The 14,731-nt window shown below is 40.9% G+C and carries 14 protein-coding genes; 9 read left to right on the forward strand and 5 right to left on the reverse strand.

Translation table 11 applies throughout. The annotated features are described in order from the left end of the window. Positions 1-10: 10 nt before the first annotated feature. The 4 genes from LZF87_RS00315 (at position 11) to LZF87_RS00330 (ending at position 4,432) form a co-directional block, all read left to right on the forward strand. Positions 11-154, forward strand: coding sequence for a hypothetical protein (locus LZF87_RS00315; protein ID WP_244340178.1), 144 nt, complete (start codon positions 11-13; stop codon positions 152-154). A 243-nt stretch (positions 155-397) separates the two neighbouring features. Then, on the forward strand, positions 398-2,260 hold the full coding sequence (locus LZF87_RS00320) for a hypothetical protein (protein ID WP_244340179.1): 1,863 nt from the start codon (positions 398-400) through the stop codon (positions 2,258-2,260). Positions 2,261-2,516: 256 nt separating this feature from the next. Beyond that, positions 2,517-3,563: a hypothetical protein gene (locus tag LZF87_RS00325; RefSeq protein WP_244340180.1), complete on the forward strand. Its 1,047-nt coding sequence runs from the start codon at positions 2,517-2,519 to the stop codon at positions 3,561-3,563. Positions 3,564-3,985: 422 nt separating this feature from the next. Then, positions 3,986-4,432 (forward strand): hypothetical protein, encoded by a 447-nt coding sequence (locus LZF87_RS00330; protein WP_244340181.1) that lies wholly within the window; start codon positions 3,986-3,988, stop codon positions 4,430-4,432. A gap of 1 nt (position 4,433) precedes the next feature. On the opposite strand, the gene LZF87_RS00335 is transcribed toward LZF87_RS00330, so the two are convergent. Continuing rightward, positions 4,434-4,760, reverse strand: coding sequence for a hypothetical protein (locus LZF87_RS00335; RefSeq protein WP_244340182.1), 327 nt, complete (start codon positions 4,758-4,760; stop codon positions 4,434-4,436). A gap of 28 nt (positions 4,761-4,788) precedes the next feature. Between LZF87_RS00335 and LZF87_RS00340 the strand changes: the two genes are divergently transcribed. The 5 genes from LZF87_RS00340 to LZF87_RS00360 all read left to right on the forward strand — a co-directional run bounded on the left by LZF87_RS00340 (position 4,789) and on the right by LZF87_RS00360 (position 9,496). After that, on the forward strand, positions 4,789-4,974 hold the full coding sequence (locus LZF87_RS00340; RefSeq protein ID WP_023573595.1) for a DUF5522 domain-containing protein: 186 nt from the start codon (positions 4,789-4,791) through the stop codon (positions 4,972-4,974). A 304-nt stretch (positions 4,975-5,278) separates the two neighbouring features. Beyond that, positions 5,279-7,270, forward strand: coding sequence for a urocanate hydratase (locus LZF87_RS00345; protein WP_244340183.1), 1,992 nt, complete (start codon positions 5,279-5,281; stop codon positions 7,268-7,270). A gap of 71 nt (positions 7,271-7,341) precedes the next feature. Then, entirely contained in the window at positions 7,342-7,893 is a 552-nt protein-coding gene (locus LZF87_RS00350; RefSeq protein WP_244340184.1) for a DUF4136 domain-containing protein, read from the forward strand. Positions 7,894-7,987: 94 nt separating this feature from the next. After that, positions 7,988-8,374 carry a group III truncated hemoglobin gene (locus LZF87_RS00355; protein WP_244340185.1) on the forward strand — a complete coding sequence of 129 codons (387 nt, stop codon included), beginning with the start codon at positions 7,988-7,990 and terminating at the stop codon, positions 8,372-8,374. Positions 8,375-8,446: 72 nt separating this feature from the next. After that, complete coding sequence (locus tag LZF87_RS00360) at positions 8,447-9,496, forward strand: DUF6340 family protein (RefSeq protein ID WP_244340186.1); 1,050 nt, start codon at positions 8,447-8,449, stop codon at positions 9,494-9,496. 54 nt (positions 9,497-9,550) lie between these two features. Here the strand turns inward: LZF87_RS00360 and LZF87_RS00365 are convergent, their stop codons facing one another. The 4 genes from LZF87_RS00365 to LZF87_RS00380 form a co-directional block, all read right to left on the reverse strand. Continuing rightward, positions 9,551-11,641: an alpha-ketoacid dehydrogenase subunit alpha/beta gene (locus LZF87_RS00365; protein ID WP_413614292.1), complete on the reverse strand. Its 2,091-nt coding sequence runs from the start codon at positions 11,639-11,641 to the stop codon at positions 9,551-9,553. After that, a complete protein-coding gene (locus tag LZF87_RS00370) occupies positions 11,641-12,714 on the reverse strand; it encodes a branched-chain amino acid aminotransferase (RefSeq protein WP_244340187.1) in 1,074 nt (357 codons plus the stop codon). The genes LZF87_RS00365 and LZF87_RS00370 overlap by 1 nt, the downstream gene beginning before the upstream one ends. 19 nt (positions 12,715-12,733) lie before the next feature. Further along, positions 12,734-14,023, reverse strand: coding sequence for a dihydrolipoamide acetyltransferase family protein (locus LZF87_RS00375; protein ID WP_244340188.1), 1,290 nt, complete (start codon positions 14,021-14,023; stop codon positions 12,734-12,736). 64 nt (positions 14,024-14,087) lie between these two features. Further along, a complete protein-coding gene (locus tag LZF87_RS00380) occupies positions 14,088-14,684 on the reverse strand; it encodes a transferase hexapeptide repeat family protein (protein WP_244340189.1) in 597 nt (198 codons plus the stop codon). Positions 14,685-14,731 lie beyond the last annotated feature (47 nt).

Genomic DNA, 14,731 nt, shown 5'->3' on the forward strand with positions numbered 1-14,731 from the left:
ATTATTTACAATGACAACTATTTACAATGACAACAAACTGAATGTAAAATTCGCTTTAGAACAAATTAAAGAAGTTATCATATTCAATGTACTCGGCCGAATTTTGGTAAAGCCCACTAAAGTAATGGCAAATCATTTAAGCCAGAAACCTTAAGTCCATCCCAAACTACGCTGATAGTGAAATTTAGACTGGAAAACAATGTAATTGTTAACAAAAAAGTCATCAACTAAAAAGCAACTAATCCTTATCAACAAAGCCGTCCCTTAACCAAAAGCAGTTTTTTTTACTCTTTTTTTTAATTTTTATTAACATTTTCACATTCAGCGTTGTATATGTTACAAAAACATATAATTTTGCTCCGCTTTAAAAAACAAAAAAAAGTTAAATTGTTAAATCATGAGGAATTTTATCAGATTATTGATTCTTATAACAATACCGCTAACGTCTGACGGCATAAACGCACAGGTCGGAATAGGAACAACTTCACCTACAGGAGCATTAGATATAACATCTTCCACAGATGGACTTGTAATCCCAAGAATTTCCCTAACTGCTACCAATGTTGCAACAGTAACAACACCTACAACATCAGAGCTGGTATACAATACAGCAACCTCAGGCGATGTGACTCCTGGTTTTTATTATTGGGATAGCACAAAATGGGTGCGTTTGAATACCGGAACTAACTCGTCCTATTGGGCTTTAACAGGTAATTCAGGAACTACTGCCGGAACCAATTTTATCGGAACTTCAGATGACGTGGATTTTGTTGGAAAAACAAATAACACAGAACGTTTCAGAGTTTTGAAAACCGGAAATACAGGTTTTGGAACCACAACGCCTGCTAGTACGTTATCTGTAGCTGCCAATGCAACAATCGGAGCCACGTATGCACCCACTAATACAGCACCGTCCAACGGTTTAAGAGTTGAAGGGCACACCGTAATAGGCAAAAGTTCCGGAGAAGATTCAAGAGATAAATTTTCTGCACATACATCTACATCCGCCTATAGCAACGTTACTGGTTATCCAAATACCACATCCGGAAGAGCTATTTCCGGATACGCTGACACAAATGGCATGGGCGTATTTGGATTCTCAAACAGAACCGGATATGGAGTAGTCGGTTTAACCAAGGCAAATCTATTGTCCAGCTACATTCAAACAGGAGAAGGTGTTTTAGGACAATCAGACGGTGCTACAGGAGGTCCTACAATTCCAATTGGTGTTCACGGGATAATTGACGAATCAACTGCCGGAAACTGGAAAGCAAATGGAGTAACCGGAGAAAACAACAATCTGTCAGCCGGCAGTGGTTTTTCAGGAGGATCTTACGCTGCAAATGGAGTAGCTTCAGGAGTGTACGGTAATTACGCCTCAAAATTCCCCAATTCCGGCACAGATGCCTATGTATTCGGTGTTAGTGGCGACATCCTGAAAATCGGTACAGCGTTTATCCCGGACGGTTCCGGTGGTGTTTTTGGTTCGGGTGGTGCAGGACAATTCGGAATGCTGGGCTACAACAGCTTAAACGGAACACAATATAGCGTTTATGGAGGTGGTAAAGGCGGAGATATCAACGGGAACAATAATGGCACTGGCAGATCCGTAAATGATTCGAAACCCAACAATAGGATTGGATTGGGTATCAATGGCGGATTTATGGGCGGATATATCAAAGGAAACCAATATGGAGTAATATCTAAAGGAGAAGAATTCGGAATGTACGTTCAAGGAAACACCATTATAAACAAACCGGTCGTGCAACTTACCGAAAATGGAAATTCAGAAAGAACAATATCTTATACCGCAGCATCTACAACCGTTGATGTGACAACTAGAGGAACCGGAAAACTAACAAACGGCGAAGCTTACATTACTTTTAAAGATGCTTTTAAAAAACTGGTTTCCAAAAATGAAGGAATCAATGTAACCGTAACTCCGACTAGTGAAACAAACGGGGTTTATGTTAGCAGAGTCTCATCTGACGGTTTTTACATTAAGGAAAATCAAAGAGGCACCAGTAATGCTACATTTAACTGGGTTGCCATCGGAACTAAAGCCGGCTATGAAAACGGTATCGAAATTTCGAAAACAATCCTTGCACAGGATTTCGATAAAAACATGGATGGAGTAATGACCACTGATGGATCCGGAAAAGAAGGAAAACCTATTTATTTTGACGGTCAGAATATTCGCTTTGAAAGAATCCCGGAAAGTCTTATTCAATATTCTAAAAAAGTAACTCCAAAAAAATAAACTACAAATACTTCAAAATTCCAAAATAGACCTTTGCTTCAAATAGCAAAGGTCTTTTTCATTAGTATAGACTTTATCTCGACAGCCCCACCCTTAATTAAAACAACGCATATTTTTTTTTAGGCATTCAAAAATAAGGATCACTAAAAAGTAATCTTTTTCACAAACAAAAGCCCTTAAACGACAAAAAAAGACGACTAACGGTTTTTTTTTACCTTCTCAATTGCTTCCTGTACCTTTAACAGAAAAAGCAGCCATGAAAAAGATTTACACGTTAGTAATACTAATAATTGTGTTATGTTCACAGGTGTCTGTATGGTCTCAAGTAGGTATAGGAACAACTTCTCCTGCGGGCGCTTTAGATGTTGCCTCTACAAACGACGGTTTATTAATCCCAAGAATAGCATTAATAGCTCGCAACAACGCTGCGCCACTGACAGCCCCCACCGTTTCCGAATTAATTTACAACACAGCCACAGTAGGAGGAGCAAATGGAGTGAGTCCCGGATATTATTATTGGAACGGTAGTTTATGGGTAGCCTTATCCACGGGAAACAATTCGGATTGGTCGCTTACAGGAAATTCCGGAACGACGGCAGGCACCAATTTTATAGGAACAACAGATGCACAAGACTTTCGAATCAAAACTGGCAACAACAATCGCTGGAACATTTCGAATACCAATAATGGACAACTTCAATCTTACTCATTAGGAACGGCAGCCTTGCCAAACTATTCCTATCAAAATGATCCGAATACAGGCATTTTCAGTCCTGCAGCTAATAGTTTAGCTATTTCAACAAACGGATTAGAAAAAGTAAGAGTTTTATCAAATGGTAACGTAGGTATAGGCATTACCAATCCATCTGCAAAATTAACATTGGCAGCGGGTGCTGCAGCTGCCAGTAATGCACCTTTAAAATTCACAAGCGGAATCAACTTGACAACACCAGAAAACGGAACGGTAGAATACAACGGGACCAATTATTTTGTAACATCGGGAGGAACACGATATACCTTGGCCAGAACACTTACCAACAGACAGGGTCTTAACTTTCCGAACACTGCTGAAGGCGAAAATTCAGATTTGACAATCACAGTTATTGGCGCTGCTCTTGGGGACGTTGTTGTATTAGGAGTTCCTAACAATGCAATGTTAGTTCGAGGAACATATCAAGCTTGGGTCAGCGCAACAGACACCATAACCATTAGATTTTCAGTAGCTTCCAACAATGACGCCGATCTCTCAGACTCTTTAAACCCTCCTGCAGGCCAATTCAGGGTATCCGTTTTAAGGTATTAAACACATCTCAAAAAAACCCAAAAAGACCTTCGTTTCAAAGTAGCGGAAGTCCTTTTCGTTGTTATAAACCTCCCTTTCTAAACCGATATTCGAGAGGGTACAACTACTCTTGTATTTCATCCTTTGAATCAAAAACGAGGTCCATTCCACAAAAAAAGCAGCCTTGAAAAGTTAGGAGAGTTTTCTCTTGAAAACAAAACAAAAAACCATACAAAAAACACAAACTTTCTGCAACACTTACCTTTTTTATCAAAACTAAAAATTCGTTTTCATCAGAATACTACTAACTTTTGAAAAATACAACTTTAAAAAAGTAATCTTTTTCGCAAGTAAAGGCTTTTAGACGAAAAAAAAAGACCCGTAACCGATTTTTTTCACAACCTCACCTCCTTTCTCTAATTTCAAATAAAAAACAAGTGACTATGAAAAAAATATACGCATTAGTAGTACTAATAATCTCGTTATGTTCATACGAGTCCGTTTGGTCTCAAGTAGGGGTAGGAACAACTCTACCAACATCAACCTTGCAGGTAAATGGTTCAGTAGCGGTTGGAGTCAGTAGAATAACTTATGGAACCGGAAATCAGAGTTATACTGTCCCAGATGACATCAGCAAACTAATCATCGATGCGACCGGATCAAACACCCTGACTGTGCTCTTACCCGACCCTACTACATGCAAAGGACGATTAATAAGTATCTCAAGAGGAATTGGATCAAAACCAATAGTTATAGACACGGCAGGGAATAACAATATCCAAAGTCTTGACGGATCTATTGGAAACACGATTTCAATACCATCACATTCAGCATCTGGTGCTGGCTTAAATATTCAATTTTGGTCGGATGGCATAAACTGGTACAGATAAATCAAACATACTTTAAAAACCTCAAAAAAGACCTTTGCTTCAAATAGTAAAGGTTTTTTTCGTTAGCATAAGCTTCCCTTTCAAAACTGATGTTTCTGTAGGCGATGTGCCGGTTGTTACATTGTAGCCACCGAATAAGAAATTCAACACCATACCAAAGAAAAAAAGGCAGTACCAACAATTCCAACTGCTGTCGGATGTGAATCATTTCATGGTTGATAATCACCTTATCCTCACGATCCTTTTTATGCGTCAGAAGAATAAAAGGAAAAATGGTGATTCCACGAAAACCTCTTGGCGTTAATTTTTTGATTACAAGTATTATCATTAGCGGTAAAGTTCCTAAATTTGCCCTTATGAATAACCAAATTGACCCAAATAATTTAAAAGAGGGGGAAGATTTTTATTATACACCGGAAGGCTACAAATGTTTCACGGAAAAATACCACCTGAAACGAGGTTATTGCTGCAAAAGCGGATGCCGCCACTGCCCTTATGGCTTCGACAAAAAAACAGGTCAGATCAATAAAAAGAACAAATAGTTGGGCGTGCCCCTTCGGGTCGGGTTATCTGCAGTACAAGGTACTTTGCTTCTACCCCTCACGCATAACTGCAAAATAACAAGTCAACAATAAAAAAATGGATATCCATTTACAAAACTATAGAGTCAGAATATACAAGTCCTACCACCGGTCGGACATCCGTTACCCCTAGGTATCATACTGAACCTATCGAAAGATTAATCAATATTCAATACCTTAAATTTAAAAAAACGATTCTCAGTTACCCTGATTTCTGTTTCAAAACTCAGAATTTTAGTGACTCAGAACCTTAGCAACTTAAAAAATGACATTTCAAGAACAAATTGCAGAAGGAATCCCATCGGTTTTACCGCAACCAAAACCATACGAAACCAATATAAATCACGCACCAAAGCGTAAAGAAATACTATCGGAAGAAGAAAAGAAATTAGCACTTCGCAACGCACTTCGTTACTTCGAACCAAAACATCATGCCGAACTAATCCCGGAATTCAAGGAAGAACTTGAAAAATACGGACGTATCTACATGTACCGTCTGCGCCCGGATTACAGAATGTATGCTCGTCCTATTTCGGAATACCCTGGAAAAAGCGAGCAGGCAAAAGCCATTATGTTAATGATCCAGAACAATCTGGATTATGCTGTGGCACAACACCCGCACGAATTGATTACTTACGGCGGAAACGGGGCGGTTTTCAGTAACTGGGCACAATATCTTCTGACAATGAAATACTTGTCTGAAATGACAGACGAACAAACATTGGTAATGTATTCCGGACACCCAATGGGATTATTCCCATCACATAAGGATGCTCCAAGAGTAGTCGTTACCAACGGAATGATGATTCCTAACTACTCCAGACCGGATGACTGGGAAAAATTCAACGCACTTGGCGTAACGCAATACGGACAAATGACTGCCGGAAGTTACATGTATATAGGCCCCCAGGGAATCGTTCACGGAACTACAATTACTGTTTTGAACGGCTTCCGTAAAATCAAAACCAATCCAAGTGGCGGTTTATTCGTAACTTCTGGTCTGGGCGGAATGAGTGGTGCTCAACCAAAAGCGGGGACCATTGCAGGATGCGTAACAGTGTGTGCAGAAGTAAATCCGAAAATCACCAGAATACGCCACGAACAAGGCTGGATTCATGAAATCGTGGAAGACATCACCTTATTGGTTGCCAGAGTACGAAAAGCATTAGAAAATAAAGAAGTAGTATCCATCGCTTATTTAGGAAATATTGTTGATGTTTGGGAAAGATTTGATGAAGAAGGTTTATATATCGACTTGGGTTCCGATCAGACATCATTACACAACCCTTGGGCGGGAGGCTACTACCCAACCGGATATACTTTTGAGGAATCCAATGAAATGATGGCTAACAATCCGGAGCAATTCAAAATTGAAGTACAGAAAACTTTACGCCGTCATGCTGCTGCCATCAACAAGCACACAGCAAAGGGAACTTATTTCTTCGACTACGGAAATGCCTTCTTATTAGAAGCTTCCCGCGCTGGTGCTGATGTAATGGCAGAAAATCCAACCTTGGGAAGAGAATTCAAATACCCTTCATACGTTCAGGACATTATGGGACCAATGTGTTTTGACTATGGTTTCGGTCCGTTCCGCTGGGTTTGTTGTTCAGGAAACCCGGATGATCTGGCAAAAACTGACAAAATTGCCTGTGACGTATTGGAAAAAATGAAGAAAAACTCACCGGTTGAAATCCAACAGCAAATGGCCGATAACATACAATGGATTAAAGGCGCACAGGAAAACAAATTGGTTGTAGGTTCACAGGCACGTATCTTATATGCCGATGCAGAGGGAAGGACTAAAATCGCTGAAGCTTTCAACCAGGCCATTGCCCGCGGAGAAATTGGCTATGTGGTTTTAGGCCGAGATCACCACGATGTTTCCGGCACTGACTCACCATACAGAGAAACCTCAAACATCTATGACGGTTCTCGTTTCACGTCTGACATGGCTATCCAAAACGTAATTGGAGACAGTTTCCGAGGAGCTACCTGGGTATCCATCCACAATGGTGGCGGTGTTGGCTGGGGAGAAGTTGTCAACGGTGGATTTGGTATGGTTCTTGATGGTAGTAAAGATGCCTCAAGACGCTTAGAATCAATGCTTTTCTGGGATGTCAACAACGGTATTTCCCGAAGAAGCTGGGCAAGAAATGAAGGTGCTGTTTTCGCAATAAAACGCGCAATGGAAACACAACCACTATTGAAAGTTACAATTCCGAATTTAGTGGATGATACGTTATTAAACGATTAGTTTTAAGTTTCAGGTAGTACATAAGCAGAGATTTAAAACTAAACGTTTTTAAACCTGAAATATGTACTACTATGAAAACGTTGAAACTATTTTTTCTTTTGCTGCTCATCACAGTAGGAGCCTGTAGCCCGATACAAGTAGATGCCGATTATGACAAAGCCACCGATTTCAGTCAGTATAAGACTTATAATTTCATGAAAGACGGCATTGCCAAAGTGGAGATTTCTGATTTGGACAAAAAAAGAATTATCAACGCTATTGACAATGAAATGCAGGCAAAAGGTTATACAAAAAGTGAAACTCCCGATTTAATGGTAAACTTTTTTACCAAAGAAATGGATTATGTCAACGTAAGCAACTACTATGGTTATTGGGGTTATGGCTGGGGATGGTATCCTTATTATGGTTACCCTTACGCCTATACCACAACCGAAGGCACATTGTACATCGATCTGGTCGATACAAAGAGAAAAGAACTTGTTTGGCAAGGTGTTGGCTCAGGTCTTTTAGCCGAGAGAATGAGCGAAAAAGAACAACGAATCAATGAATTTGTCAACAGGATTCTATTACAGTTTCCACCTGAAGTAAAAAAGGACAAAAAAGACAAAAAGGATAAAAAGTAGCTGTAACGGCTGCTTTTTTCTTTTTTCACGAAAGACAACATTTATCATATTTATAGTGGTGCAATACACTTAAATTTGCCTAAATTCAATTACAATGCAAGACATTCAAAACCTCGACGATATCAAACAGATGGTCAATTCCTTTTATGACAAAGTGAGACAGGATGAGTTTATCGGACCGATTTTCGATGAACAAATTCAAGATCGCTGGGAAATGCATTTAGAAAAAATGTATGGATTCTGGCAAACAGTTTTGTTGGATGTTCATGCCTACTCCGGCAGTCCGTTTCCACCTCATGCCCGACTTCCAATCCAGAAGGAACATTTCGACCGATGGATGACTATTTTCACTCAAAACATAGACGAGCAATTTGCCGGTCCTATAGCAGATGAAGCCAAATGGCGTGCAGGAAAAATGGCCGAAATGTTCAACTATAAAATTGAATATTTCAGAAACGCCAATCAAAAACCGCTTACATAGGTATTTTACATTGTTTTTTTGACTATTTTGCAGTTAGCTATTTTCAAACATCAATCTAACTAATTGCAAATCATGATAAAAAACTACTCTAAACTCACTTTAGGGATATTGCTTTCCGGTTTTTTGTTCTCGTGCAGCTCTACGAATCTTCTTACCTTGAGCGTAACAGAACCTGCTCCTGTTTATGTCCCTTCTCAAGGAAAATCGGTAGGTATCATTAACCGAAGTCTGCCCAACTCAAAAAACGAACCTTTTGATGTAATCGACAAAATCTTGTCGGTGGAAGGAAAAGATTTAGATAAAGACGGCGCCAATGAATCGGTTTTAGGCCTTCAAAACGAGTTGACAAAAAACAATGGTTTTGCCACCGTAAAATTGATTGACGATGCCAATCTGAAAAGTGTTGGCTTGGGCGTCTTTCCCGCCGCTCTTCAATGGGAAAACGTGGAAAAAATTGCCCAAAAAAATCAGGTTGATTATCTTTTCGAACTCTCGTTTTATGATACGGACACCAAAGTGGATTATAAAACTGCTACAGTAGAAAAAGCAAACGTAGTCGGCATTAAAATCCCAATGATAGAACATCAGGTGAATATTGCCACTATGATCAAAAACGGATGGCGTATTTATGATGTCAAAAACAAGGAAATTCTTGATGAAATAGCATCAAACAATGTAATTAACTCGTCCGGTCGAGGAATCAATCCGGTAAAAGCAGCGGAAGCTGTGATGGGAAGAAAACAAAACGTCTTGAAAATCAGCAACCGTTTGGGAGTCGATTACGCATTAAAAACATTGCCATACAAAATCAGGGTTTCACGTGATTACTACGTAAAGGGAACCCCTAACTTCGAAATCGGAAGAAGACGGGCACAAACCGGTAATTGGGACGGCGCAGCAGAACTTTGGGAAAAGGAAGTCAACAATCCCGATCCTACCATTGCAGGAAGAGCCTGCTATAACATGGCCATCATAAATGAAATAAACGGAAATTTGGATGCAGCCGTAAATTGGGCTTCAAAATCCTACAGCGACTATGGAGATAAACTGGCTTTACGCTACCTCAACATCCTGAAAGACCGGATTGCTAAAAAAGAGCAGCTGGTAGCAGAAAACCAATAAAAAAAAGAACCGTAGGAAATACTACGGTTCTTTTTTTATTTATGTTGAAAAGTATTAGTACGCTAACAACTCTTCTATTTTCGCTTTTACTTTTTCGGCAGAAGGAATCATGGTCTGCTCCAAAACGCTGTTTAACGGAATGGCAGGCATATTTTCCGAACCAATCGTCATTACCGGCGCATCAAGATATTTGAAACATTTCTCCTGAATCATTCCGGCCAAGCTTCTTGCAAAAGAATTATTGATGGATTCTTCCGTTACTACAAGACATTTTTTGGTCTTTTTAACCGATTTAAGAATCGTTTCTTCATCCAATGGATTTATCGTTCTTAAATCGATAATTTCCACCTGATCCTTGATTTTCGAAGAAGCATTCAAAGCCCAGTGCACTCCCATTCCGTAAGTAATCACAGAAATAGTTTCTTTGGTTTCCTGTTCCCAGATCTCCTGAACGACATTCGCTTTTCCGAAAGGTAAAACATAATCCTCGCTCGGCTCATTTGTACGCGCTTCATCGGTTCCTTTCACCTTTGACCAATACAAACCTTTATGCTCTAAAATTACTACCGGATTCGGGTCGTAATATGCTGCTTTCAATAATCCTTTCAAATCGGCACCATTACTTGGATATGCGATTTTGATACCGCGAATATTAGCCAATACACTTTCCACTGAAGAAGAGTGGTAAGGTCCGCCACTTCCGTAAGCACCTATTGGCACGCGCAAAATCATGCTCACCGGCCATTTACCGTTAGACAAATAACATGAACGGCTAACCTCGGTAAACAACTGATTCAGTCCCGGCCAAATGTAATCAGCAAACTGAACCTCAACAATCGGTTTTAAACCAACGGCCGACATTCCCACAGTAGAACCTACAATGAAAGCTTCTTGAATCGGGGTATTAAACACACGTTCGTCCCCAAATTTTTGAGCCAACGTAGCCGCTTCTCTGAAAACTCCGCCTAGTCGTCCTCCAACGTCTTGACCGTATAAAAGGCATTCCTTATGTTTTCGCATCAGTTCTTCAACGGCAAACAAAGCGCAATCCACCATTACCACTTTGTCTTCACGTTCCGGATTTCTTTCGCCTGCTTCCTCTGTAATAGGAGTCGGAGCAAAATCGTGCGTGAATAAATCTTCCGGTTTCGGATCTTCTGCTTTTAAGGCTTTTTCGTAATCTCTTTTAACTTTCTCTGTAGCCGCATGTTCGATTTCTGCGATTTCATCCAATGTGAATTCAGCATCGATCATCTGCTTCAATAAAACCGGATACGGATCTCTCGAATGTGCTTCCTCCAAATCATCACGGTACCATTCCATTCGAACGCCCGACGTGTGGTGGTTCAACAATGGAACTTTAGCATGAACCAAAAACGGTCGGCGTTCTTCACGTATCGTTTTGAGCACTTTTTGAATCGCCAAATAACTTTCGGTGAAATTAGCTCCGTCAATTGTAATTGCTTCAATGCCGTGGAATCCTTTAGCATATTCAAATGCATTTTGCGCACGGGTTTCTGCTGCATTCGCTGAAATATCCCATCCGTTATCCTGTACTAAATATAAAATAGGCAATTGCTTTAATGCCGCCATCTGGAAGGCTTCTGCAATTTCACCTTCGGTTACCGATGCATCTCCAAGTGAGCAAACCACAACCGGTTTTTCATTTACAGTCGTATCGTCAAGACCTACATTTTCTTTATACCAAAATCCCATCGCCGCACCCGTTGCAGGAATCGCCTGCATCCCTGTCGCAGAAGACTGATGTGGAATTTTAGGCTTGTCCGCATCGCGCAAACTCGGGTGACAGTAATAGGTTCTTCCTCCCGAAAAAGGATCATCTTTTTTTGCCATCAGCTGCAACATCATATCATAAGGCTGCATCCCGATTCCCAACATCATCGCATCGTCACGGTAATAAGGAAAAGCGTAATCCTGTGGCAATAATTGCATCCCGACCGCAATCTGAATCGCTTCATGACCTCGGGAAGTTGCGTGAACATATTTAGAAACCACCTTAAAATTATCTTCATACAAAGTGGCCATTGCTTTGGCAGCAGCCATGGTTGAAAATGCTTTTTTAAGGGTTGATTTATCTACAAGTACTGGCATATCAATCGTATTCATTGTTTCTTTCTTCAGCATTATTTACTAAGGGCAGTTGTAACCGCCGGTACTATCCAACCGAATTTATCTACCGTTTTCTGAGTTTTGATCGCATTTAACGTATCATTTACATCGTGAGAAACCGGATTCGCTTTCGGGAAATTTATTTTCATGTCTTTATATCCGATTTCTTCAATCATCGCAATTCCTACTGCTGTTCCTGCTCCAAAAGCTTCTTCCAACGTACCGTTTTGAGATGCTTCAATAATTTCAGAGATTTTGATCGGTCTTTCTGTCACCTCGAATCCTTTATAACGAAGTACATCAATCACAGACATTCTCGTAATTCCGGCCAAGATAGAACCGCTTAAATCCGGTGTAATGAATTTTCCTCCTATTTTAAAGAAAACATTCATCGTGCCTACTTCTTGGATGTATTCGAATTCATTAGCATCCAACCAAAGCACCTGATCGTATCCTTTTGCTTTCGCTATTTCCGTCGGACGGATTGCGCCCGCATAATTTCCGGCAGCTTTTGCTTCTCCTGTTCCTCCTATTGCGGCACGGATGTATTTTGTTTCCGCATACAATTTGATTGGTTTACTGAAAAACGGTCCGGCAGGGGATGCAATTACGATAAACTTATATCTCGTCGCAGCACGCATTCCGATGAACGCTTCGTCAGCATACATGAAAGGACGCAGATACAAAGCAGCTCCTTCTTCGGATGGTATCCAGTTTTTTTCAAGGGCTACCAATTGCTTTAACGATTCCACGAACAAATCTTCCGGAAACGATGGCATTCCCATTCTGTCCGCACTGAAATTCAAACGCTTTGCATTTTCGATCGGACGGAACAACAAAGGCACATTATCCTTACCTAAAGTCGCTTTCATTCCTTCGAAAATCGCTTGCCCGTAATGCAAGGCCATAGCAGCAGGATGCGTTGGAATCGATGTTAAAGGTTCGATTCTCGGATTAATCCACGCTCCGTTTTCATAGTCACAAATAAACATGTGATCCGTAAAAGCATTCCCCATCGCGATGTTGTTGATATCCACTTCGCTAACTTTTGAGGACTGAACTTGATTGATTTTTATATTGTAAGACATAGTCTGTTTTTTTCTTGTTTTATATTGCTGTGTTGCTGTCAAATTTCTCTAAATAATCGCCGACTCTTCTCAAGAAGGATCCTCCCAGGAAACCGTCTACCACTCGATGGTCGAATGACAGCGATAAGTACATCATGCTTCGGATGGCGATTTCATCACCTTTAGAAGTAGTAATGACTTCCGGACGTTTTTTAATGATTCCGAGCGCCAATATGGCAACTTCAGGTTGGTTGATAATAGGAGTTCCCATCAAACTTCCGAAAGTTCCCACATTCGAAATGGTGAAGGTACTTCCCTGCACCTCATCCGGCTTCAGTTTGTTGTTTCGTGCACTTTCCGCCAAATGATTTACGGACGAAGCCAATTCGGATAAGCTCTTCTCATTGGCATTTCTAACCACGGGAACAATCAGGTTGCCGCTTGGCAATGCCGTCGCCATTCCAATATTGATATCATTGTGAACGATGATTTTTTTCTCGTCAACCGAAACATTGATCATCGGGAAATCCTGAATCGCTTTCGCTACCGCGTCCACGAAAATCGGCGTGAAGGTTAACTTCTCGTTGTATTTTTCCTGGAATTTGTCTTTCATTTCATTTCTCCAGTTCACCAGATTGGTCACATCCACTTCGATATATGACGTTACATGAGGCGACGTCTGTTTCGAATATACCATGTGGTCGGCAATCATCTTACGCATGCGGTCCATTTCCTCAATACGATCTTTGCCCTCCACATAATTGATTACCGGTTTCGGATAAGTCGAAGCCGGTGCGCTTGGAGCTGTGAATTGCGGGTTGCGCTGAAGCGGATATTTACGAGTTTTCAGATAGTTGAAGACATCACTTTTCTGGATTCTTCCTTCTGCACCCGAACCCGGAATACTTTGCACTTCTTCCAATGACAGATTTTCTTTCTGTGCAATGCTGATGATAAGCGGAGACAAAAATGCGTCCGGATTGCTTTTTAATTGTACCGGTTTTAGCGCACTTTCAGTTTGAGAAACCGACGGCTTTGGCGCATTTACTTTTACCGCTTCCGTCTTTTGGGTTTTCACTTCCGATGCCCCGTCCGACGCAATCAACGCCAGCACTTCTCCTACGGCCACCACATCATCTTTTTGATAACGAATTTCGGTAATAACACCCGAACAAGGAGCAGGAACTTCACTATCCACTTTGTCGGTAGCCACTTCCAGCAGGGTTTCTTCGGCTTCAACCGTATCACCGACATTTTTCAGCCAGTTGATGATTGTCGCTTCCGAAATACTTTCACCCATCTTGGGCATTTTGAACTCTACTATTGACATTTTTTATAGTTTTCAGTCGCAGTTTTCAGTCGCACAGATACTGGATACTGCGACTGAATACTGCTTACTTTTTCTTAAATTCATTTAATGTTTTATAAAACGCTTCCTGAGTTGGACGATTCTCCGGAATTTCACGCAAAGGTTCTACAGCTCTTAACGTCTCGTGACATTCGGCAGGAAGTTGCTGGTACAAAGCCGTCCCTTTTGTTTTCCACGCAATCATTTCATCGCTCACGTCTTTGATAATCGTTGCGGGATTTCCAACAACCATTTTTCGGTTAGGAATCTTCGTATCGGCTTTGATAAAGGACAACGCACCTACGATACATTCATCGCCCAATTCCACATTATCCATAATCACCGCATTCATTCCAATTAGACAGTTGGCGCCGATATTGGCGCCGTGAATAATGGCTCCGTGACCAATATGCGCTCCGGCTTTCAGCACCATGCTTTTGCCCGGAAACATATGAATCGTGCAGTTCTCCTGTATGTTGCAACCGTCTTCGATTATAATCTCACCCCAGTCACCACGGATGGCAGCTCCAGGACCAACATATACATCTTTTCCAATAATCACGTTACCCGTAACCGCAGCCTGCGGATGGATAAAACTGCTTTCGTGGACAACCGGTATAAAACCTTTGAATTCGTAAATCATATTTTTTAGAATATAGATGTAAGAACATGGAGAAAAGACTTTTCGGT

The sequence above is a fragment of the Flavobacterium enshiense genome, from assembly GCF_022836875.1.
GTDB classification, from domain to species: Bacteria; Bacteroidota; Bacteroidia; order Flavobacteriales; family Flavobacteriaceae; genus Flavobacterium; species Flavobacterium enshiense_A.